Raw genomic sequence first — 23,109 nt, forward strand, 5'->3', positions numbered from 1 at the left:
TTTTAGAAAAATATATTCATAAATAACGAATTTCAATAAAAATAAGTTAAAATGCAACTATTTAACTTATTACAACAAAAAAGCTCTCGAAAACGAGAGCTCTTTTAAAAGTATATTTTTGATGAAAAAATTAAGAGAATAAGCTATCAATTTTTTCTTTTTCTTCTGTAGCCAAACCTGCGTCTACTAAAATACGCCCACTGTGCTCGTCGATTGTTATCTTCTTACGGTTTGCAATTTCTAATTGAACCTGTGGTGGAATTGTAAAGAAAGAACCTCCTGCAGCTCCACGTTCAATAGATACAACTGCTAATCCGTTTTTAACTTTTTTACGAATTCTTTTATATGCTTCTAATAAATGATTATCAATAGAATTAGAGAATTCTTCAGATTTTTCTTGTAATAATTTTTCTTCTTTTTCAGTTTCTTTTAAAATGGCGTCTAACTCACCTTTTTTATGTGCTAAATGACTTTCTTGAGTAGTTAATTTTTCTTTAGTAGCATCTATAATCTCATTTTTTTGAGCAATTTTTGCTTTGTATTCTTTAATACGTTTTTCTGATAATTGAATTTCTAACTCTTGATACTCAACTTCTTTACTTAAAGAATCAAACTCTCTGTTATTTCGTACATTTTTTTGCTGCTCTTCATATTTAGTAATTAAAGCTTTAGCATCTGTAATTGCTTGTTTTTTATTACTAATGTCTGTTTCTAAGTTTGCAACGTCTTCAGCTAAGTTAGATAATCTGGTGTTTAATCCGGCAACTTCATCTTCTAAATCTTCAACTTCTAAAGGTAATTCACCGCGAACGCTTCTAATTTCATCAATTCTTGAATCAATTAATTGTAAATCATATAACGCTCTTAATTTTTCTTCTACCGTTACTTCTTTTTTTGCCATCTTTAAATATAGTGTATTGGATTTGTACTTTTTTCGCTTAAAATAATTGCAAAAGTACTAAATTTTTTGTTAAGATATTCAACCAAAAGATTTTTTGTAAATTGTTCGCTTTCATAATGTCCAACATCTGCTAATAGTATCTTTTTTTCTGCTTTAAAAAACTCATGATACTTAAAATCTGCACTTATGTAGGCATCTGCATTTGCTTTAATAGCATTATTAATAGCAAAACTACCTGAACCTCCTAAAACAGCTACTTTTTTAATAGGTTTGCCTATATGTTGTGAATGACGAACACAATCAGTTTTAAATGTTTTTTTTACAAATTGTAAAAACGATTTTTCATCCATTCCCGAAGGAAGATTACCAATCATTCCCATACCTACATTTTGGTTTGAATTATCAAGCGTAATTATTTCATAAGCTACTTCTTCATATGGGTGGTGTTTGAATAGTGTTTTAAGAATTTTTCCTTCTAAATAACTCTCAAAAACTACTGTAATACAGGTTTCTTTTTCAGATATTAATTCTCCTTTTTTACCAATAGTAGGGTTTGAATCTTCATTACCTCTATAACTTCCTCTTCCTTCAAAATTAAAAGAGCACATATCATAATTACCGATGTTTCCGGCACCCGCTTCAAATAACTTTTCTCTTACATCAAAGGCACTTTCATGCGGAACAAATGTGGTAAGTTTTTTAATAACTTTGCTTTTAGGAATAAGCACTTTACAGTTTTCTAAACCTAAAACTTCACTCATTTTAGCGGATACACCGTTGTTTGAATTGTCTAAAGCAGTATGAGTTGCATAAATAGCAATGTTATGTTGAATGGCCTTAAGTACAACTTTTTCAACATAATTATTGCCGTTTAACTTTTTTAATCCGGTAAAAATAATAGGATGAAAGCTTACGATTAAATTACAATTTTTTGCGATAGCTTCATCAACGGTTTCTTCCAAAGTATCTAAGGTTACTAAAACTCCAGTAACCGTTGTGTCATAACTTCCTATTAGCAAACCTACATTATCAAAATCTTCAGCGTATGAAAGTGGAGCAAGTTGCTCTATATAATTAGTAATATCTTTTACTTGCATAGTTACAATTTAACAAATTCAAAGTTAAGATTTTTAATGTATTTTCGTTGCAATGAAACTACTTCGATTTTTATTATTTCCATTTGCCGTAGTGTATGATTTTATTACAACAATTCGTAATTGGTTTTTTACTATAGGTGTTTTAAAATCAACCGAGTTTGATATTCCTGTAATTGCTGTAGGAAATTTAAGTGTGGGAGGTACAGGTAAAACTCCGCAGATAGAATATTTAATAAGATTGCTAAAAAATGATTATAAAATTGCAGTATTAAGTAGAGGTTATAAACGTAAAACAAAAGGTTTTCAGTTAATAAACGATGCTCATACAGCAGAAGATGTGGGTGATGAACCTTTACAGTTCTATAAAAAATATAAAAATGAGATTACTGTTGCAGTTGATGCCAATAGAGTTAATGGCATTTCTCAGTTGTTGAAACTCAAAGAAAAACCGGATGTTGTTTTATTAGATGATGCGTATCAACATAGAAAGGTAAAAGCAAAAAGCTATATTTTGCTTACCAAATATAATGATTTGTATGTGGATGATTTTTTATTGCCCACGGGTAATTTAAGAGAAAGTAAGAGAGGAGTAAAACGAGCAGAATTAGTAGTGGTAACTAAATGTCCGCCTAACTTATCAAAGAATCAACAGAAGGAAATTGAAAAAAAGCTTCAATTAAAATCTTATCAGCAGTTATTTTTTTCAACAATTTCATATGATGAGCGCTTACATGGAAGTTTAAAATTTACTATTAACGAATTAAAGAATAAACAAGTTTTATTGGTTACTGGAATAGCGAATCCAAATCCTTTGTTAGAATTTTTAAAAATAAAAGAAGTTCAATTTACTCATTTAAAATTTCCTGACCATCATAATTTTACATCAGAAGATATTTTAAAAATCAATACAACTTTTCAAGAGATTGAGTTAGAAGATAAACTCATGCTTACTACAGAAAAAGATTTTATGAGGCTTAAAAATAAAATAAACGAATTAAGTTATATTTCTATTGAAAGTGTCTTTTTGAATAATGAAGAAGCCTTTAAAACGGCTATCTTCAACATAATCAATTAATAAATTTATTATATTGGCATTGTTTTTGACTTTTACTAAAGAGTTTTTTTAGATAGAAAAAGTAAACTTTTATGAGAAAATTTGTTTTAGGAATTTTGATGATGTTGGGAGTTGCAACTATAGCTGTAGCTCAGGAAAATGAAACAACTGCAAATACTATTGATATAACTTGGGAGGTTACTTTTAAAGATGCGGTTAAAAAAGCAAGAAAAGAACGTAAACCTATATTAATTTATTTTACAGGATCTGATTGGTGTGGACCTTGTATGCGTTTGGATAAAGATTTATTTCATACAGAAAAGTTTAAGCAATTTGCTGATGAAAATATGATCTTATACATGGCAGATTACCCTAGAAATAGAGATTTGGTGACTCCTGAAAATAAATCTACTAATGAAGAATTGAGTGCACGATATGCACAAACATCTTTTCCAACATTGATTATGATTAATGATAAAGGAGAAGTTTTGGGAAGAAAGAATGGCTCTTACATGACGGAATATTATTATCCGTTCTTTGAAGAAACTATTAAAAGGAATAAATAAAAAACCCGATGAATTTTCATCGGATTTTTTTGTTATACATACTTTTTACCAAATGATTCTTTGGCTTCGGCCATTATTTGTTTAATATATTGATCATCCTTTCTTGGACAAATTAAAATAACATCTTTCTTTTCAACAACAATAAAATCTTCTAAACCCTGAATAACAACCCTTTTACCACTATCAGTTCTTACCATATTTCCTTTTGAATCTCTAAAAATAACATTGGCACCCACAACAGCATTTTCATTCTCATCCTTTTTAAGTTTTCCGTATAAAGAGCCCCAAGTACCTAAATCGTTCCAACCAAAATCAACAGGTAAAACATGTACGTTATTAGCGCGTTCCATAATACCAAAATCTATAGATATATTTTCACATTTTTTATAGTTGCTATTAATAAAATCATCTTCAAAATCAGTATTGTAAACATTTTTTCCATCATCTAAAACATCAACCATTTCTGGTAAGTGCTTTTTAAATGCATTAATAATACTTTTGGCAGACCACACAAAAATTCCAGCATTCCATAAGTAATCTCCACTATTTAAAAACTCTTTGGCAACTTCTAAATTGGGTTTTTCGGTAAAGTTTTTAACCTTTTTAATTTCGGAAGAATTTTTTTCAAACTGAATGTACCCATACCCGGTATTTGGATGGTCAGGTTGTATTCCTAATGTCATTAAAATATCATTGTTAGCGCATGCTTCAAATGAAGTTTTGATATTACGTAAAAATTCACTTTCATCTTTTATCCAATGATCAGAAGGAGCAACTAGCATTACTGCATTTGGATCTTGATTATATATTTTTAATGCAGCATACAAAATACAAGGAGCCGTATTTCTCATAGTAGGCTCTAACAATAATTGCTTATTATTTAATTGAGGCAATTGTTGTAGTACTAATTTTTCATAGGCAGTATTGGTGGCAATTAAAATGTTATTGGTTGGTACTAGTTCATTAATTCTTTCAAAAGTACGCTGAATTAATGATTGTCCAGTTCCCATCATATCATGGAACTGCTTAGGGAATTTTTGAGTACTCACTGGCCAAAATCTTGAGCCAATTCCTCCTGCCATGATCACTGCATAATAGTTACTATTCATATTTTATATTGATTTTTAGCTTTACTCAATGAGTAAAACTTCTGCATTTTGATTAAATAGATACACACGTTTATTTGCTAAATTCAAACATTCATAACGTGTTCTACGCTTCATACCACGTTTGTATAAGTTGTTTTTAAATTTAAAAACACTTCCGTTATGAAGTTCAAAGATAAAACTCTTTCCGTTATTTGCCATACCTCCTTTTAAAGCTAAAGAAAGTTTGGGGTCAGAATCTGTACTGGCTTTAGGGTTTTTAAAATGATTAGCTAATAAGGGTAATATTTCCTTCGGATAAATTTCTGGATGTAAAAATGGTAGCATTAAATGCTGAAATACAGCTTTCCATTCTCTTCCGTGTGGTTGTACTCTACCAAATTTTTTATAGGTTACATGGTGTGCAATCTCATGAACTAAAGTTAGTAAAAATTGATGTGGATTCAAATTGTTGTTAACTGTAATTTGGGTTTTTCCGTTAGAAAAAGTTCTAAAATCACCGTGTTTGGTCTGACGCTCATTAACAATTTTTAAATTGATTTTGTGCTCAATAATCAAATACTCAACCAAGGGTATTGCTTTTTCTGGGATGTGTTTAGCCCATTGTATTTTTCTCAAAGTGAGAGTGGCATTATGTGATGTGTTATTTTTCAAGTAATTGCATATGTTTTTTTCTCCCCTTTAATGAGATTTAGAAGGAATTTAAGGTGTTGAACTTGAAACTTGTAGCACCTTTCCGTTGTAATATTTATTTCCTGTAAGTGCAAAATCAAAAATATAATTGGCCATTTCTTTTGCTGATAACGGAGCTTTATAACCAGGAAAAGCTTCTTCTAACATTTCGGTTTGTACAGCACCTAAGGCTAACACATTAAAAGCTATTTGTTGTTCTTTATACTCTTCTGCTAATAACTCAGATAAGGTAATAACCGCTCCTTTGGCAGAGCTATAGGCTGCTAACCCCGGGAATTTCATGCTTCCTTGAATTCCGCCCATACTGCTTATCGTAACTACATGACTACCTGCTTTCATAAACGGAAGTAATTGTCGAGTTAATTCTGCAACAGCAAAAACATTAACCTTATATACCTCTAAAAAATCATTAGGTGTTAACAAATCAAAAGGTTTATTGATGAGTTTTCCAGCATTATTGATAAGAATGTCTACGTGTTTCCATTCAGTTTTCACAAAACTAGTGGCTCTTTCAACATCCGCCTCTAAAGATAAATCTGTTGAAAATACAGTAATGTTTTTGTGTTTTATTAATTCTAGAGGTTTGGTATTTCTTGATAAAGCCAATACATTATGACCTGCATTTGCAAAACGTTTAGCTAACTCAAATCCAATTCCTCTGCTTGTTCCTGTTATTACTATGTTTTTATTCATTATTTATTTTTCATTATCATTAAAAGAGTGTTTTAAATCTAGCCATTCATCTTTTAATTTTTCATTTTCTTTAAATGATTTTTGCTTGCTTACTATTTCATTTACATATTGAAGACGATCTTTTGTTATAGGATGATTGTTAAAATACAAAGGAACATCAATACTAGTTTCTTTTTCTAAAATTTCAAATAATTGTGCCATTCCATGTAGGTCAAGATTGTTTTTTAGCATAGTTTCTAACCCAAACATATCTGCTTCTTTTTCTGATTTTTTTGAGTATGAAAGTAGCGAAACGCGATGAGCATTTTCACCTATAATTTTTGTTATCTTACTTTCGTCGCCCCATAAAACAGATGTAAAGATAGCTCCTGATAAATTTCTTGTAATGTTTTTAAGCACATGTCTATTTTTAACATGTGCTGCTTCATGAGTTATTAGGGCAGCTAATTGATGTTCATTTTCAATTTTTTCTAGTAATGAAGTATAAACTACAATTATACCTCCAGGAATAGCAAATGCATTTGTATCTTCATTTTCAGAAACATATACTTTTATAGGAAACTCGCAATCAATTTTCATTGAATTTACAAAGCTTTGTAATTTTTTTGTTTTACTATAATCTATTTCTAATTCATTTGATATTTTTCTATATACATGATTCCCTAATTTTACAACACTTTCTGTAGGCATATTTTTAGCAAAATTTACAGTAATAGCAGGAATGATAAAAAAATATATTGCTATGGTAAAAGCGATAATGATTGAGAGGAAAGCTATGATTGTTTTTTTTTGTGATGTATGTAGCCAAGAGTTAGCTTTGTTGTTGAGGTTTTTATGATTACTTTGGTTTATGTATTCAATAAAACGTTTATCTGTGCTTTCAATTTTTTGAAAAGGAAAAGTATTATTGTAGGTAAAAGTAACTAATCCACTTGTATACACTTCTGATTTTTTTATCTTATCAAGTTTCCAGTGAATTTCTTTTTGCCCTTTTAGTTCATCATTATAAACAATTTGCCATCCTAAAGAAATTGGAGTTATAATGGCTTTATAGGTTTTTGACGACTCTCCGTTAAAATAATTTGCGTTGAAAGACATAGTTTTTTAAATAAAATTAAAATCTAAAAAATCTACTAAACTTTCTCCATAGGCATCAGTATAAGTATCATATGAAACTTGTTGAATACTGTTTGTATCTAATCCTTCATTAATTTCTAAAAAGCGAAACATAAACGTATAGGTTCTGACCATTACCCATGGAGTAGCTATTCCTAGGGTAATAAAAACTAATAAAAAATTTATAAGTATTAGTTCAAAAAGGTCGCCTGTCTTCATAGAAAAGTTAAAGTTTACTTTTTTACCGTTCTGGGTAATTTCAGTATAATCAGCATAAAATTTCCAAAGATTTTTATAATACCAAAAAGAATAAATTCCGAAAGTAGGAATAAATAGAAGTATAAATTTTAAATTCATCCAGAATAATGATTCGCCTTTTCCTTTAAAATCAAAAGATAAATTACCAAAGCGTAAATGACTTAATATGTATTTTCTTACATCTACCATGAACCAAGAACCATAAATGCCAAGTGTAAAAATGGTTATAAGAGTTCCGGTTATGTATTTCCAGAACAATTCCATTTTGTTTCCTAAATATTTAAAATGTATGCCTTTCCAAGAACTTCTAGATGAGCGATATCTTATAGCTCCATGAATTGCAAAAGGAATAATTAAAATAAAAAACAGGTAAAAAATACCTATTGATATAGTAGCTAATATTTCATTTTGAGATTGTAGGCCAAATATTAAAAAAGTAACAAGTAAAAAAAAGAGAATATATACTTTCATAAAACCATTAAAAACCTCTTTACCTGTACCGTGAAATGTAAAACGAGTTGCGTGCAATTCTGTATATTGGTAATGATATTTTAATTCTTCTACTTTGGCCCAAGGGTAATAGATGCCTAAAGTAAAAATAGTAAAAAGTAAGTTTTTAAAGTAAATAATAGCAAATTGGGTTCCTTTGCCTACATATTTAAAGCGTTTTTGATCTGCTTTTAAGCTTGAGAGAACTTCCATAGTTATGTTTTAAGTAGGGATTAGAAATCAAAAATGCAATTTTATTTTCGGTTTTACAACCTACTAAGTACTAAATGTTTTTTTTGATATATTTAACACTTGGTAAAACTTAAACTAATGAAAAAGCAAATCTTGTTTATTGTGTTTTTAGCTGTTATTCAAGTGGTAACAAGCCAAAATACTTATATACACTGCGGTAAATTAATTGATGCAAAATCTGGAAAGATAAAAGCGAAACAAACAATTGTAGTACATAAAGATAAAGTTGTAGATGTTATAAATGGTTATATAGAGTCTACAAATGAAGTTGATAAATTGATTGATTTAAAAACTAAAGTTGTGATGCCTGGTTTGATAGATATGCATGTGCATATTGAGCAAGAATTTAATGCCAAAACACAATTAAATAAATATATACTTAATGAAGCAGATATTGCTTTTAATTCGGTTGGATTTGCTAAAAGTACATTGTTAAACGGGTTTACAACAGTCCGTGATTTAGGAGGAACCGGAGTAAATATTTCAATTAGAAATGCTATTAATGCGGGTAAAATTCCGGGACCAAGAGTATTTACTGCAGGTAAATCATTAGCAACTACTGGTGGGCATGCAGATCCTACTAACGGAAGTAGTAGAAAGCTTACTGGTAATCCTGGACCAAAAGAAGGAGTGGTTAATAGTGTTGAAGATGCTAAAAAAGCGGTTCGTCAACGTTATAAAAACGGAGCAGATTGTATTAAGATAACTGCTACAGGAGGAGTGTTAAGTGTTGCAAAAAGTGGAGATAATCCTCAGTTTACTTTAGAAGAAGTAAAAGCTATCTGCGATATGGCAAAAGACTACGGAATGCATGTAGCTGCTCATGCCCATGGAGATGAAGGTATGCAACGGGCTATTTTAGGAGGTGTAAAAACTATTGAGCACGGAACTTATATGAGCGATAAAACCATGGAGCTTATGAAAAAGCATAATGCGTATTTAGTACCTACTATTACTGCAGGAAAAGAAGTAGAGGAGAAGGCAAAAGTAGAAGGTTTTTATCCTGAAATTGTTGTTCCTAAAGCGTTAGCTGTTGGTCCGCAAATTCAAGGAACGTTTGCAAAAGCTTATAAAAACGGAGTGAAAATTGTTTTTGGTACAGATGCTGGTGTGTTTAAGCATGGTAATAACGGAAAAGAATTTGGTTATATGGTAGAAGCAGGCATGCCTGCTATAGAAAGCATTCAATCGGCAACTATTATAGGAGCAAAAATTTTAAAAATGGAGAATGAGTTAGGGCAAATCAAAAAGGGATTTTATGCAGATATCATTGCGGTAGATGAAGATCCAACTCAAAATATCCATACTATGGAAAACGTAACTTTTGTAATGAAAAATGGAGTGGTTTATAAACAATAATTACTCAAATATAATATGCTGATACGCTCCAATATCTGGGTTGGTACTTCTATCAACACCTAAAATATCAAAAGAGATAGATGTTGGAGCTGCATTATTTACTGCATCACTATTTTCACCAATAATATACTCCTCATCAAAAGGATTTTTAAAATCAGGGTTACCGTTTAAAATAATGTTTTGGTAATGCGTAGCATTATTAAAATCAAGTTCTGGAGTGTTAGTATATGAATTGTTTAGGTCATTAAATCTAATTAAACAATTAGAAACGTTGTAGTTAAAAAGATTACCATCAACTTTATCTAAAACAAACTCTATATTGTTAGTGCCTTCTATAATACAATTTGTAAAATTAGCCGCATGTAAATCGCGAGTTTCAATAATTTCCTGTCCGTTTTCTTCTCTTATGAAGAAATTGTTTATCAAAACTGTTGGCAATGTTCGGAAACTATTATTCCAATAGTTAGCAAAAGTTGAATGGGTGAAGTTATACGTTCCACCAACAGTTCCTGCAAAAGAGGTTTGACCTGCATTTCCAACAACTACATTGTTTCCTTCAATATTGGTTTCTCTTCCTAAAATACCAAAATTGGTATGATTGTAAATTTCAGTGTTCTCAAGTTTTAAGGTTGGAGTAGTAGGAGAACCAATGCTGTCAACCAAAAATCCGATTACTCCGTTTTTAATTTGTGCGTGGTTTACTTCGTTGTTTGTACTTCCGGCACGCATCCAAATAGTTCCCCATTGTCCTGGTATTTTGCTAAATGAATGCTCTAATCTATCACCTTCAAAAACAACTTTTTCGTTTAAAGTTCCATTCACTTTTAAAGTAGCATCAGTGTCAATAATTAATCCTGAATTATCATGAAAATGAATTCTTGCTCCAGCTTCAATAGTCAATGTTTTAGTTGAAGCAACAGCTGCATATCCGTAAATAACATAAGGTTTTTCATTGGTAAAAGTAAGTTCGCTGTCTTCTAAAAATCTACCTTTAATGGTGGTTGGTGTGCCATCTAAAGATAAACTGTCAATTTTCATAGTAACAGGGTCTTTACCCGGATAAATAAACGTTGCATCTTGTACCAAAGTAACTAGGTCAACATCTTGTTGATTATTTCCTGTATCAAATAAAATTCGGTCTGTATATAGAGGGTCTGGAATTGAGTTAAAATCGATAGTCGTTTCAATAAATACATACATGCTGTCATTGGCAAGTATGTCTATATTATCAAAAGATTTTCCCGGATTCCCATCAACATTTAATCTGTAATTTGATGCATTTCCGTTTTCCAATCGTATTTGTGGAATTGTAATTGCTTTGTTACTGCGATTGTATACTTTTAGGTTGTAAGTAGCAGAACCTATATTGGTAAAAACTGTATCTAAAAAAACAGTGTCTTTAGAAAATTCTAAATTTCCAAAACTAGGAACTGTACTAAAATCCTTTCTACAAGAGCTAACAGCAATAACTATAATTACAAGTAAAATAGATTGGAAAATTTTCATGAACTATTGTTTAATTAATTCAATTTCAAAAAGTTTTCCCCAATGCTTACCAGTAACAAATAAACGATTGTTTTTTGCATCGTATGCAATACCGTTTAATACATCATCTGCAGGTTCTAACTTTTGTTCTTTAGCAACAATATCACGTAATCCGTTTAAGTTTGCAACACCCTCAACAACTCCTGTTTGCGGATCAATAATTACAATAGAGTTTTGTTGCCATTTGTTAGCATAAATCTTTCCGTTTATGTATTCAAGTTCATTTAGGTTATCAACCGGGTACTTGTTGGTGTATGCTTGAATGCTTCTTAATTCTTTTTGATTATCGGTGCTTAAAAACCAAATTTTATTAGTTCCGTCAGATTTTATCAACTCTGTATCACTATGGGTTAATCCCCATCCTTGAACACTCTTATTATATAAAAATTCACCTTTTTTAGAAAAATCTGACAAGTTGTATATAAAGCCTTTTCCTGCTTGCCATGTTAACCAGTAAATTTGGTCATTAAAAATAGTCATTCCTTCGCCGAAATATTTTTCGTCTAAATCATATTGTTGCACTATTTTTCCTGAAGAAATTTCTATTTTTCGTAACCAAGATTCTCCTTTTCTACCTGTGGTTTCGTATAAAAATCCATCATGATATTCTAATCCTTGAGTATAGGCCTTGGTGTCATGTGGGTAGGTGTTTACAATATTGTAGTTATAAACATCTGGAGTTTTATTAGCAACTACTTCTATAGAGTTGTTAACTTTTTTAACCTTACCAGGGTAAAAAACCAAAGCAGTTACAGCATGCTTACCTACACCAAAATCACTTGAATTTACAGTAATAGTTTTGTCTTCTTTAGGAAGTAAAATACCGTTAACATATAACTTAACACTATCAATTTGCTCTCCTTTTATTTGTTCAAAGTTAATTGTAGCTTTTTCGCCTAAAGTAACTTTTTTAGAGGTATTTAGTTTAAATTTGTAACCTGCATCACTACAAGAGGTTATAGTTAAAAATGTTGTTAAAATTAGTGAAAAGTATTTTAAAAATCTCATATTTGAAGTCTTGATATCGAATTTTATAAATATTTATACAAATAAAGCAATTTATTTGTTTGCAAATTAAAAAAAAGGGTTAAATTTGCACCCTCAAATAGCCATTGCAGGTGTTTTGATTTATTTGAATGCGATAAAAACTTACCACTTTTAACAATTTCAAACAAAATATTTAAAAGATTAATAAAATGAAAAAAGGTATACACCCAGAAAATTATAGATTAGTAGCGTTTAAAGATATGTCTAACGATGATGTGTTCATTACTCGTTCTACAGCTAATACAAAAGATACTATTGATGTTGATGGAGTAGAGTATCCATTAATCAAATTAGAAATTTCTAGAACGTCTCACCCATTCTACACTGGTAAATCTAAGTTAGTAGATACTGCAGGACGTATTGATAAATTCAAAAACAAATACGCAAAATTTAAAAAGTAATTTTAGTGTATTCAGAATATATAAAGCTCTAACCTTGGTTAGAGCTTTTTTTATGGATAAAATCTGTATTTTTAACTCACAAAAATTAACATAATGAGAGATACCATTTTAGCAGTTTGTATTGTTGCTACTGTTTTATGCGGAGTTTTAGTATATTTTATTCCTCAAATGGGAAACGTAATTTTATTAACTATTTCATCTGCAATTACTTTATTGGCTATTTATGATGCTTTTATTCAAAAAAAGCATTCGCTAATGCGAGCTTTTCCAATAGTTGCTCGTTTACGTTGGGTATTTGAAGAGGAAAGAGAAAAAATACAACAATATTTTATTGAAGATGATTTAAGTGGAAAACCAATAAATCGTGAAAAGAGAAGTATAGTGTACCAGCGTGCTAAAAAAGAAATAGAAACCGTTCCGTTTGGTACACAACATAACGTGTATGCTAAAGGATATGAGTTTGTAAAACATTCGTTATTCCCAACAGATCATCATGAAGTTACGGGAGATAAAGTAATTTTCGGATCCGATAAATGCTCTCAAAAATATGAAGCTTCTATCATCAATATTTCTGCTATGTCTTTTGGATCGTTGAGTAAAAATGCAATAATGGCCTTAAACCAAGGAGCTAAAATGGGTGGATTTGCTCATAATACTGGTGAAGGAGGAATTTCTCCTTACCATTTACAAGGAGGAGATCTAATTTTTCAAGTAGGAACAGGGTATTTCGGTGCAGGTAGAACTGTAAACGGAAAACGTGTTTTTGATGAAAATGTTTTTAAGGCGAATGCTATTAGACCAGAAGTAAAGATGATTGAAATTAAATTATCACAAGGTGCAAAACCAGGTCATGGTGGAATTTTACCTGCAAAGAAAAATACAGAAGAAATTGCTAAAATACGTTCTGTAGAGCCTTTTACGCGTGTAGATTCTCCTCCAGGTCATTCTGCTTTTAACGAGTTTAAAGGAATGGTAGAATTTATTCAAAAAGTACGTGAATTAAGTGGTGGGAAACCAATTGGAATTAAATTTTGTGTGGGTGATACTGATGAAATAGAGCAGATGATTAAAACTTTTGTAGAAACTAATAATTATCCAGATTTCATTTCAGTAGATGGAGGAGAAGGTGGTACAGGTTCTGCGCCTTTAGAATTCTCAAATTATATGGGAACTCCGTTAACAGAAGGATTGGTTTTTGTTTACAAAACACTGGTTAAGTATAATTTAAAAGATCAAATAAAAATTATAGCAAGTGGTAAAGCTATTGATGCTTTTGATATTGTAAAACTTAAAGCTATGGGGGCAGATGCAGTAGGTATGGCACGTAGTTTTATGTTAAGTTTAGGTTGTATTCAAGCGCGTGAGTGTAATTTAGATACCTGTCCTGTTGGTGTGGCTACTCAAGATGAAGATTTGGTAGAAGCTTTGGTTGTAGAGTATAAAAATGTACGTGTGAAGAATTACCACGATAAAACTATTGATGCGCTTAAAGAAATGGTAGCAGCCATGGGTAAAAATTCTATAAATGATATTGAAGCTAAACACGTTTTTAGAAGAAATAAAGGAGGCGAAATTACATCATTTGATAAAATTTATTTCACTGAAAAAGTAGCGGTACACTAATATTCAAATTCCAATTTTTGAAAAATACACTTCAATTTAATTCAAAAACATATCAGCTTCAACGCTATCCTAAAACATCAGATGCTTCACTACGTGCATGGAGCAATGCTGAATTGTTAGCGTTGGATTTTATTGCTGATTTAAATATTAATAACATCCATATTTTTAATGATAGATTTGGAGTGTGGAACTGCACTTTAGCAGATAAAAATCTTATTACGGTTTGGACGTATGCTAGTCAGCAAAAAGCAATTGAACAAAATCTAGCATTGAACAATTTATCTGTTAAAGTAAATTATAAAACCGCTTTAGATAGATTAGGTAATGTTGAATTAGCATTAGTAAAAGTTCCAAAATCGTTAGAGTTATTTGAGTTGTTTTTACAACAAATCCATAAAGCTTCTGATAATAGCACTACGGTAGTATGTGCTTTTATGACCAAGTATTTTAGTGTTACAATGTTAAAAATAGCTTCAAAATATTTTGATGAGGTTGAGCAAACCAAAGCGTGGAAAAAAGCTCGATTATTAGTGTTAAAACAACCAAAAAAAGAAATTGAGAGCGAAGAGCTTGTTAATACTATTGAATTCAAAGGCAAAGAGTTTGTGCAACATTACGGAGTATTTTCATCGGGAAGTATAGATATTGGTACGCAATTCTTTTTAGAGCATTTGCAGATTCAACCAGATGAAAATAAAGTAATAGATCTAGCTTCGGGTAACGGAGTAATTGCTCATTTTGTTACTGAACAAAATTCAAAAGCTGAGGTAACTTTGGTTGACGATTTCAACTTAGCTGTTGAATCTTCCAAAATAAATCTAAAAGGCAAAAAAGCCTCTTTTCTTTGTGCAGAAAACCTTTTGAGTTTACACAATCAAAATTTTGATTTGGTTGTGAGTAACCCGCCGTTTCATTTTGAGCATGAGAATAACATTGAGGTAACTTTATCCTTGTTTGAAGATGTATATACATGCTTAAAACATGGAGGTAAATTCCTGTTAATTGCAAATAGGCATTTGAATTATAGCACACATTTAAAAAAAATATTTCAAAAAGTGGTTACAGTCAAAAACAATAAAAGATTTGAAATATTAAAATGTTTTAAATAATGCGCTTACGCTACATCAAGAATGTCAATAATAACCCATCTAGAACCATTCCAGCAATAGTGGAGTTTAACTTTCTCTAACCAATAAAGAGTTTTTCTGTGTATAAGCGGAACAAATAAAAATTTTTGTCTAGTCTTAATGCCACCTAAACCTTTTGTACGACTTTGTAAATGAATTTTCATGATAATACTAATTTTGGTTAAATAAAAAATTGGAGTCGGTATAATTAACACTTTTTTTTGGCTTGATATGTTAAATTGAAATTATTTGGGTGTTTTTCCTTATGGTACGTATATAATTTACCTTATTAAGTAAGAAGTGTTTAACTGATTTTTATTTTAAAGAGTCAAAATAATTTGAAGAATAGTAAGGAAAAAGAGTTGAAGAGAAAATAGTATAAAAAAACTCGGGATATTCCCGAGTTTTTAATCTTAATTAGCTCATAGCTTTTTCGTTTACTCTATTCTCTGCAATTTTATCTAAAAGGTTATCAGCATTATATTCTTGATTTAAAATGTCTTGTAATTTTCTAGCAATAGTGTTATGCCCTAGTTCTTTAGCAAAACGAACGGCAGTTCCGTATCCTGAAATTTCATAATGTTCAATACGTTGTGCACATGCAATTAGTCCTGCATCTTTAACATCAGCTACGGCATCTTCTTTAATCATACCGTCACATTCTTTTATCAATCCTTCCATAGCTTTACATTTTGTGCTTGTAGGGTTAATATCTAATTCATCACAAATGCTATGTACAGCATCAAATTGTTTTTTGGTTTCCTCTAAATGATCAGAAAAAGCTTTTTGTAATTTTTTATCAGATGTAGCTTTAACCATTTTAGGTAGTGCTTCTAACATTTGCTTTTCTGCTGAGTATAAATCTTTTATTTCATGTTCAAATAAGTCTTGTAAAGTTCTCATAATCTTAATCTTTTTTGGTTATTATTTTTATTCAAAATTAAAATAAGTAAAGCGTTTTTCTTAGCTCATTTAAAACAATGATTAACTCATAAAATTATAACACTTTCTATATTAATGAGTTATTTTTATTGATTCTGAACATGCTTTTCCCATTTATTAAACTTTTTTTCTTTCATAACACGCTCCATCTTTACTTGCCCGCCTTTTTTCTTATTCTTACCGCTCCAATTATAAAAGACTTCAGGAGAGATTACAGATACTTTTATGCCTTTTAGTGCTTTGCTTCTTGCTACTTTATAGTTTTTGTTAGCGTTTTTCAAAAAGCAATCTAACTCATTAGCAACTTCTTCATTGTTTAAATTTTCATCCTCAGAGCCTATATACCAACAATGGTAAAATTCACCATCGTCAAGCCTTTTAGCGCATATGGTATATTCCGGTATTGTAGTTTTAAACTTTTCCTCTAAGTGTTTCATAGCATCATCCATTTTGTTTACTGAAAGCTGTGAACCTACGGTGTTTAAAAAGAATTTAGTTCTTCCTGTTATTTTTATTTCCGCCTTTTCAACATCCGTAAACTTTATAGTATCGCCAATTAAATAACGCCAAGTACCACTTACGGTGCTAATAATTAAAATATAATCTTGATCTGGTTTTACCTTTTCTAAGGTAACTGATGGAGCTTTCTTTTTTAAGGAACCATCTTGTTTTATGTAGTCTGGATGAAAGGGAACAAATTCAAAATAAATACCATTATCTGTATTTAATTGCATGGCATCTGTTTCGGGTCTAACTTGTGTAGCAATATATCCTTCAGAAGCTAAATATGTATCAATAACCCTAACCGGTTTTCCCAGTAAAGCACGAAAACTTTTTTCGTAAGGTCCAAAAGCAACACCGCCAGAAGTGTATACTTGCAGATTGGGCCAAATATCATGAATGTTATTTAATTGATGATCTTCAATAACTTTTTGAAGCATTAGCTCTATCCACGCGGGTATGCCACTCAATGCGCCAATATCCCAATTTTTAGCATTGTCAGAAATGTGTTGTATGCGTTCATCCCAATTATCAATTTTAGCAATTTCCTCTCCAGGTTTATAATAACTTTTAAACCAAAAAGGAATGTTACTCGCGCTAATACCACTAATTTCACCTTCTAAATGATTGTTGCTTTCCTTTAAATCGGTAGAGCTACCCAACATCATAATTTCTTTTTCAAAAAAATCCGCAGGTAGATCAAAATGGCTGAGTGCAGAAATTTGTTTGATTCCCGATTGTCTTATGGCTTCAATCATATCATCAGTTACAGGAATTCTCTTACTAGATTTTCCTGTTGTCCCTGAGCTTAATGCAAAGTATGACGGATTTTCCGGCCATGTAACATTTTCTTCTCCTTCATGTAATTTATACCACCATTTATGATGAATGGAATTATAATCAAAATATGGAACTGACGTAGCAAAAGCCTGTGGAATATCTTCAGAAGCAAGAATATCATCAAAACGATATTTTTTCCCGAATTGAGTATCTTTTGCTTTTTCTAATAAGTTGTTAAGTACATTTTTTTGTGCCTCAACATGATCGGGTTCTGAAGTTAATGTATCTTTTAAATCGATAAATCCTTTAATAATTGTTCCTAGTATAGCCATTTTGAGTAAGATTTATTCGAAAATAGCCGATTATAGTAATAAAGATTAACTCAAACCGATAAAAAGTGAATGCAATTGGTTTTGTATTAGTAATAAAAGAGTTCTCGACTGCGCTCGAACTGACAATAAATTTTTCCGTCATTACAAGGCGTTCATTGAGCGAAGTCGAAATGATGCCGAAGTAATCTGTTCATATGAAAAAGAGATTGCTTCGTTACATTTTATTTCACTCGCAATGACGAGTAACAACAGGCATACAATTAGCAGGAGAGTGTCAAATCATTTAGGTTTGATAAGAAAGAGTTCTCGACTGCGCTCGAACTGACAATAAATTTTTCCGTCAATATGAGGCGTTTATTGAGCGAAGTCGAAATGATGCCGAAGTAATCTGTTTACATGAAATAGAGATTGCTTCATTACATTTTATTTCACTCGAAATGGCGATTTTTTGTCATTCCTGCGTAGACAGGAATCTACTTAACTCAAAGAAAAATCATACGAAAACTCATCATCATTTACAGGTTCAGCACAATTTTTAATATCGTTGATGAACTCATCAATTTGAGCTTTGATAACATTAGGCATACAAATAACGTGTGCGATGTCACCTTCGGTAGCCAATTGCCATTTATCTTTAATCGCTTTGGCGGTTTTTGGTAAAACTACTGTGATGGCATTCGGATTTCTCCACGCATCAATACCAATAGCTTTTAACTGCGCTTCGCAATATTCAGCCATAGCTAAACTATGTTGGTAACGTGCTTTTAAACCTTCCATACCTAAACGTTTTAAGGCATACCATAAAAACAAAGGCGAATGTCCGTTACGCGAACCGGTAATGGTCGTGTCAAACGAACCGATGTAGGATATTCCTTTCGCAATTCGATCGCGATTCGAACGTTTTGCAATCAATACTCCAGTTGGAATAGGAGAACCAATAAATTTATGACCACTGATAGAAATACTATCGGCGCCATCCATAAAATCGAACGGTAAACGCGGTTCCATAAACGGACCAAAAGTTCCTGCCAAAGCAGCATCGCAATGAATATAATGATCTTGAATAGCCAAATTGCGTAAAATACTCTTGATTTTTGCCACATCATCTTTAGCTTCTTTCATGGTAGTACCAAAGGTAGATAACACAATTACAGGTTTATGACGATTCATACGCACCGTATTTTCAAAATCTTCATAATCCATTTCACCGTTAGGTTGTGACTTGATAACAATACTCGGTACGTTTAATAAATGCAAGTTTTTACGCACACTGTAGTGAGTAGACTCTGAATAATACACCATGGCTTTTGGGTACAACTCACGCGCTAGGTACAAACCGTACAAATTACTTTCCGATCCTCCGTTGGTTACATATCCCCAAAAATCTTTAGGGTTGGCTCTAAACAACTTTGCAAAAAACGCTATTACCTCACGTTCCATTTCATGGGTTTGTACACGGTAGGTACCTTGTTCAAACGGATCACCTAAGTTGTTAATAGGAAACTGAAAAAACGTATTCAACTCGCTATAATCAAAGTCTTTAGATACCGGATACCCTAAAAATGTATCACGTGCCGTAGTTAACTCTTGTTGTAATTTATCTAATTGTTCTTTGTTTTGTGCGTTTAACGGTTTTGGTTGCGTTGCCATGGTTTATTTTTTAGCCGGCAAATGTAGTAGTTATTGTAAAAACACACTATGAATTATTGTAAAAAGAGATTATTTTTCTTTAGTTGTTCCTGTTGAAAGAAAAATTATCTAATAAGTGTTTTCTTTTGATGATTTTGATGAGAGATTTTCGTTGAATAGTAATGCAATTTTTGTATCTGTGAAATATTGTAGAGTCAGTCTAAGGTATTGTTGTATTGGTTGAAATTAAAAAAATGTTTAATGTTTTTTGATATTGAAAAATTAATTATTAAAAGTATTTAGAATTTAAGAAATTATTATTCGTCTTTTGCTCTTTCGTAAACATCTAATGTTAATAGAATTTCGCTTTCTATTTTTTGAGTTTCATAAATATCTGAACAATAGAGGAAAGAAATATTATAGTCAGCATTATCAAAGTCATAATCGTATTTTATCCAATTGCTCTTATGAGAGATTGAGAACCAACGACTAAATAATCTTTTTCTATTTAAATGTCTTTTATCAGTGCTATCACATAAAAAATGTAATACTATTGATTGATCAAAATTTATAAATTGAATTATAATGTGGAGAATAGTAGAAGATATTTTAATATCATTTTTTCCTTTTCTATTGTCTATTTCACCAAAATCCAAAGAATATAAATTATTTAATGGATAACTATCCTGAGACATATTTCTAAAAGCAACATAATATGTAAGGTTATTTTCAGTGTAAAAATAAAAATAGGGGCCTTCAGCCCCTTGTTCTTTTGTATATTTATACATGTTTTTATTTGTTATCCTTAGCTTTTTGCTTTATTCTAGCTATTATGTTCTTTCTATGAACGTCTTTTTCATGAGACATTCTTTCCAATACTTTAATAGTATTGATATTAGTCTTAATTGTTGTCGAACGTATCATAATGCTTTAATTATACTTATTTGTTTGTAATACAGATACAAATATACAATAAACGTACCAATTGTAGTGTTAACGTTACAAAAATAAAATCTATAATAATTGTTTTTATAATAAATTATGTTTATTAAAGTTGACAACTTTAAAATAATCAGTTTGATAAAAAAATTAAGTTTTTAACAATCAGGTTAATAAAATAAATTAAATCCATTGTCTTTTTCCTACTTTTGCAGGCTTAAAAACAACGTATGATTTCTGTAGATAATTTAGCGGTAGAGTTTAGTGGTTCTACCTTGTTTAGTGATGTATCGTTTGTAATTAATCCTACCGATAAAATTGCCTTAATGGGTAAAAACGGTGCAGGAAAATCTACTATGATGAAAATTGTGGCAGGTGTACAAAAAGCTACACGTGGTGGGGTTCGTGCGCCTAAAGAAACAGTAATTGCTTACTTACCACAGCACTTACTTACAGAAGATGATTGTACTGTTTTTGAAGAAACAGCCAAAGCCTTCAAACACGTTTTTGAAATGCGTGATGAAATGGATCGTTTAAACAAAGAGTTAGAAACGCGTACCGATTATGAAAGTGAAGCGTACATGAAAATTATTGAGCGTGTTTCTGATCTGGGTGAAAAATACTACGCGTTAGAAGAGGTAAATTACGATGCAGAGGTTGAAAAAGCGTTGAAAGGTTTAGGTTTTAAACAAGAAGACTTTAACCGTCAAACCAACGAATTTAGTGGTGGTTGGCGTATGCGTATTGAGTTGGCTAAAATTTTACTGCAAAAACCCGACTTAATTTTATTAGATGAGCCTACCAACCATATTGATATTGAATCGGTAATTTGGTTGGAAGATTTTTTAATCAACAAAGCCAATGCGGTGATGGTAATTTCGCACGATAAAGCGTTTATTGATAACATTACCAATCGTACTATTGAGGTTACCATGGGTAGTATTTACGATTATAAAGCTAACTATTCACATTACTTAGAATTACGAAAAGAACGTAGAGCGCATCAGCAAAAAGCATACGATGAGCAACAGAAATTTATTACCGAAACCAAAGCGTTTATTGAGCGTTTTAAAGGAACGTATTCTAAAACCAATCAGGTGGCTTCGCGTGAGCGTATGTTAGAAAAGTTAGAAATTATTGAAATTGATGAGATTGATAATTCAGCTTTAAAATTACGTTTTCCTCCGGCACCACGCTCAGGAGATTATCCGGTTACAGTTAAAGATGTGGCTAAATCTTATGAAGATAAAGTGGTGTTTACAGATGCTAATTTATCGATTGCAAGAGGGGAGAAGGTGTGTTTTGTGGGTAGAAACGGAGAGGGAAAATCTACCATGATCAAAGCTATTTTAGGTGAAATTGATGTGGACGGAACCTGTGAGTTAGGGCATAATGTAAAAGTGGGTTATTTTGCTCAGAATCAAGCTGCTTTGTTAGATCCTGATTTAACTATTTTTCAAACCGTTGATGAGGTTGCTGAAGGTGATATCAGAACACAGATCAAGAATATTTTAGGTCGTTTTATGTTTAGTGGCGATGACTTAGATAAAAAAGTAGGTGTATTATCTGGTGGTGAACGTACGCGTTTGGCAATGGTAAAATTATTGTTAGAACCTGTTAACTTGCTGATTTTAGATGAGCCTACGAATCATTTAGATTTAAAATCGAAAGACGTGTTAAAAGAAGCCTTACAGTCTTTTGACGGAACGTTGATTTTGGTGTCTCACGATCGTGATTTTTTACAAGGATTATCTAAAAAAGTATTCGAATTCAAAGATCAACGTGTTATTGAACATTTTGAAACGATTGATGCTTTCTTAGAGCGTAATCGTATTGATAAAATTGCAGATATTAACTTAATGAGTTAATTTTTGTCATTGCGAAAGGAGTGAAGCAATCTTAGTATAAATAAACAGATTACTTCGTCATTATTTCGACTTCGCTCAATAAATGCCTCGTAATGACGGAGAAAATTATTGTCAGTTCGAGAGGTGTTACAAAGTAAAAATTGTATCGAGAACTATTTGTTTTTATGCTATAGTATCAAGACTCCGATTCTCGGTGGTCAAATATCATTTTGATTTAAAGCAAAATTTTTTCATACTTCTGTAATTGTTGATTTTGCTGTTAAAACATTTATTTTTTATTGATTGTAAAATTATTTTCAATAAAAAATGTTGTTTTTCTAATAAATGGTTTTTATATTTATGATTAATATAATGTTATTGTTTTCTTGTTGAATTAAGTAATAGCATAATTAAATTAATCCCTAAAATCCCCATAATTATGACCACAGACGCAAGTTTTCAAATGATTGCAAAAGAAAAAATTAAATTTTTACACTTTCCAAAACAAGATGTATTAAGTGAAAAAAACGATCAAGTCAATCGTTTTTTAAATCTTAAAAGAGCACTTTCTTTAGGGAACTTAGAAAGAGAAAAAGTTAAAATTTTGTTTGCTGATGATTCAGGAATTAAAAAAGTAGAAACCACTATTTGGGGTGTTACTGATAAAGCAGTAATCCTAAAACAATCTACTATCATTCCTTTAGAACGAATTATTAGTGTTGCTTAATAGTTAAATCCATTTTAATTTAACAAAAAACTTGGAAATTTTGGTTTCCAAGTTTTTTGTTTTTATAACTCATTCTCAAAAACTT

Annotated in this window: 22 protein-coding genes; 8 read left to right on the top strand and 14 right to left on the bottom strand. The window is 31.1% G+C overall.

The features are described 5' to 3' along the window. Positions 1 to 130: 130 nt before the first annotated feature. Both SLH33_RS09780 and SLH33_RS09785 read right to left on the bottom strand, forming a co-directional pair. Positions 131 to 901, bottom strand: a complete 771-nt coding sequence (locus SLH33_RS09780; RefSeq protein WP_320418909.1) for a hypothetical protein — start codon at positions 899 to 901, stop codon at positions 131 to 133. A 2-nt stretch (positions 902 to 903) separates the two neighbouring features. Beyond that, positions 904 to 1,998, bottom strand: coding sequence for a Nif3-like dinuclear metal center hexameric protein (locus SLH33_RS09785; protein WP_320418910.1), 1,095 nt, complete (start codon positions 1,996 to 1,998; stop codon positions 904 to 906). A 52-nt stretch (positions 1,999 to 2,050) separates the two neighbouring features. Here SLH33_RS09785 and lpxK point away from each other — a divergent pair, with 52 nt between their 5' ends. Both lpxK and SLH33_RS09795 read left to right on the top strand, forming a co-directional pair. Then, a complete protein-coding gene (gene lpxK, locus SLH33_RS09790; RefSeq protein WP_320418911.1) occupies positions 2,051 to 3,073 on the top strand; it encodes a tetraacyldisaccharide 4'-kinase in 1,023 nt (340 codons plus the stop codon). 71 nt (positions 3,074 to 3,144) lie between these two features. Further along, on the top strand, positions 3,145 to 3,618 hold the full coding sequence (locus SLH33_RS09795) for a thioredoxin family protein (RefSeq protein ID WP_320418912.1): 474 nt from the start codon (positions 3,145 to 3,147) through the stop codon (positions 3,616 to 3,618). A 32-nt stretch (positions 3,619 to 3,650) separates the two neighbouring features. Here the strand turns inward: SLH33_RS09795 and SLH33_RS09800 are convergent, their stop codons facing one another. The 5 genes from SLH33_RS09800 to SLH33_RS09820 form a co-directional block, all read right to left on the bottom strand. Next, positions 3,651 to 4,727 carry a mannose-1-phosphate guanylyltransferase gene (locus SLH33_RS09800; protein ID WP_320418913.1) on the bottom strand — a complete coding sequence of 359 codons (1,077 nt, stop codon included), beginning with the start codon at positions 4,725 to 4,727 and terminating at the stop codon, positions 3,651 to 3,653. Between the two features lie 21 nt (positions 4,728 to 4,748). Then, the gene (locus SLH33_RS09805) at positions 4,749 to 5,342 is read right to left on the bottom strand and encodes a SprT-like domain-containing protein (RefSeq protein WP_320418914.1); all 594 of its coding nucleotides are present in this window, start codon (positions 5,340 to 5,342) and stop codon (positions 4,749 to 4,751) included. An 84-nt stretch (positions 5,343 to 5,426) separates the two neighbouring features. Beyond that, on the bottom strand, positions 5,427 to 6,110 hold the full coding sequence (locus SLH33_RS09810; RefSeq protein WP_320418915.1) for an SDR family oxidoreductase: 684 nt from the start codon (positions 6,108 to 6,110) through the stop codon (positions 5,427 to 5,429). 3 nt (positions 6,111 to 6,113) lie between these two features. Next, the gene (locus tag SLH33_RS09815) at positions 6,114 to 7,208 is read right to left on the bottom strand and encodes a M48 family metallopeptidase (RefSeq protein ID WP_320418916.1); all 1,095 of its coding nucleotides are present in this window, start codon (positions 7,206 to 7,208) and stop codon (positions 6,114 to 6,116) included. A 6-nt stretch (positions 7,209 to 7,214) separates the two neighbouring features. Then, positions 7,215 to 8,186 carry a YjgN family protein gene (locus SLH33_RS09820; protein ID WP_320418917.1) on the bottom strand — a complete coding sequence of 324 codons (972 nt, stop codon included), beginning with the start codon at positions 8,184 to 8,186 and terminating at the stop codon, positions 7,215 to 7,217. Between the two features lie 117 nt (positions 8,187 to 8,303). Here SLH33_RS09820 and SLH33_RS09825 point away from each other — a divergent pair, with 117 nt between their 5' ends. Beyond that, positions 8,304 to 9,584 carry an amidohydrolase family protein gene (locus SLH33_RS09825; protein WP_320418918.1) on the top strand — a complete coding sequence of 427 codons (1,281 nt, stop codon included), beginning with the start codon at positions 8,304 to 8,306 and terminating at the stop codon, positions 9,582 to 9,584. Here SLH33_RS09825 and SLH33_RS09830 read toward each other — a convergent pair whose 3' ends face one another. Both SLH33_RS09830 and SLH33_RS09835 read right to left on the bottom strand, forming a co-directional pair. Further along, positions 9,585 to 11,090: a hypothetical protein gene (locus tag SLH33_RS09830; RefSeq protein WP_320418919.1), complete on the bottom strand. Its 1,506-nt coding sequence runs from the start codon at positions 11,088 to 11,090 to the stop codon at positions 9,585 to 9,587. Between the two features lie 3 nt (positions 11,091 to 11,093). After that, positions 11,094 to 12,137: a glutaminyl-peptide cyclotransferase gene (locus tag SLH33_RS09835; RefSeq protein ID WP_320418920.1), complete on the bottom strand. Its 1,044-nt coding sequence runs from the start codon at positions 12,135 to 12,137 to the stop codon at positions 11,094 to 11,096. 188 nt (positions 12,138 to 12,325) lie between these two features. Here SLH33_RS09835 and SLH33_RS09840 point away from each other — a divergent pair, with 188 nt between their 5' ends. The 3 genes from SLH33_RS09840 (at position 12,326) to SLH33_RS09850 (ending at position 15,309) form a co-directional block, all read left to right on the top strand. After that, positions 12,326 to 12,577 (top strand): type B 50S ribosomal protein L31, encoded by a 252-nt coding sequence (locus SLH33_RS09840; RefSeq protein ID WP_320418921.1) that lies wholly within the window; start codon positions 12,326 to 12,328, stop codon positions 12,575 to 12,577. Positions 12,578 to 12,670: 93 nt separating this feature from the next. Beyond that, positions 12,671 to 14,200: an FMN-binding glutamate synthase family protein gene (locus tag SLH33_RS09845; RefSeq protein ID WP_320418922.1), complete on the top strand. Its 1,530-nt coding sequence runs from the start codon at positions 12,671 to 12,673 to the stop codon at positions 14,198 to 14,200. 17 nt (positions 14,201 to 14,217) lie between these two features. Next, positions 14,218 to 15,309 carry a class I SAM-dependent methyltransferase gene (locus SLH33_RS09850; RefSeq protein ID WP_320418923.1) on the top strand — a complete coding sequence of 364 codons (1,092 nt, stop codon included), beginning with the start codon at positions 14,218 to 14,220 and terminating at the stop codon, positions 15,307 to 15,309. A gap of 435 nt (positions 15,310 to 15,744) precedes the next feature. Here the strand turns inward: SLH33_RS09850 and SLH33_RS09855 are convergent, their stop codons facing one another. From SLH33_RS09855 to SLH33_RS09875, 5 genes are all read right to left on the bottom strand, one after another. Continuing rightward, positions 15,745 to 16,230 carry a ferritin-like domain-containing protein gene (locus SLH33_RS09855; protein WP_320418924.1) on the bottom strand — a complete coding sequence of 162 codons (486 nt, stop codon included), beginning with the start codon at positions 16,228 to 16,230 and terminating at the stop codon, positions 15,745 to 15,747. A 125-nt stretch (positions 16,231 to 16,355) separates the two neighbouring features. After that, a complete protein-coding gene (locus tag SLH33_RS09860; protein ID WP_320418925.1) occupies positions 16,356 to 17,882 on the bottom strand; it encodes a GH3 auxin-responsive promoter family protein in 1,527 nt (508 codons plus the stop codon). A 477-nt stretch (positions 17,883 to 18,359) separates the two neighbouring features. Beyond that, positions 18,360 to 19,532 carry a histidine decarboxylase gene (locus tag SLH33_RS09865; RefSeq protein WP_320418926.1) on the bottom strand — a complete coding sequence of 391 codons (1,173 nt, stop codon included), beginning with the start codon at positions 19,530 to 19,532 and terminating at the stop codon, positions 18,360 to 18,362. A 296-nt stretch (positions 19,533 to 19,828) separates the two neighbouring features. Beyond that, on the bottom strand, positions 19,829 to 20,299 hold the full coding sequence (locus tag SLH33_RS09870; RefSeq protein ID WP_320418927.1) for a DUF6169 family protein: 471 nt from the start codon (positions 20,297 to 20,299) through the stop codon (positions 19,829 to 19,831). Between the two features lie 4 nt (positions 20,300 to 20,303). After that, on the bottom strand, positions 20,304 to 20,435 hold the full coding sequence (locus tag SLH33_RS09875) for a hypothetical protein (RefSeq protein ID WP_320418928.1): 132 nt from the start codon (positions 20,433 to 20,435) through the stop codon (positions 20,304 to 20,306). Positions 20,436 to 20,680: 245 nt separating this feature from the next. On the opposite strand from SLH33_RS09875, the gene SLH33_RS09880 reads away from it, so the two are divergent. Both SLH33_RS09880 and SLH33_RS09885 read left to right on the top strand, forming a co-directional pair. Continuing rightward, on the top strand, positions 20,681 to 22,318 hold the full coding sequence (locus SLH33_RS09880; RefSeq protein ID WP_320418929.1) for an ABC-F family ATP-binding cassette domain-containing protein: 1,638 nt from the start codon (positions 20,681 to 20,683) through the stop codon (positions 22,316 to 22,318). 418 nt (positions 22,319 to 22,736) lie between these two features. Next, a complete protein-coding gene (locus SLH33_RS09885) occupies positions 22,737 to 23,024 on the top strand; it encodes a hypothetical protein (RefSeq protein WP_320418930.1) in 288 nt (95 codons plus the stop codon). Positions 23,025 to 23,109 lie beyond the last annotated feature (85 nt).

Source organism: Tenacibaculum sp. IB213877 (assembly GCF_034043975.1).
GTDB lineage: Bacteria > Bacteroidota > Bacteroidia > Flavobacteriales > Flavobacteriaceae > Polaribacter.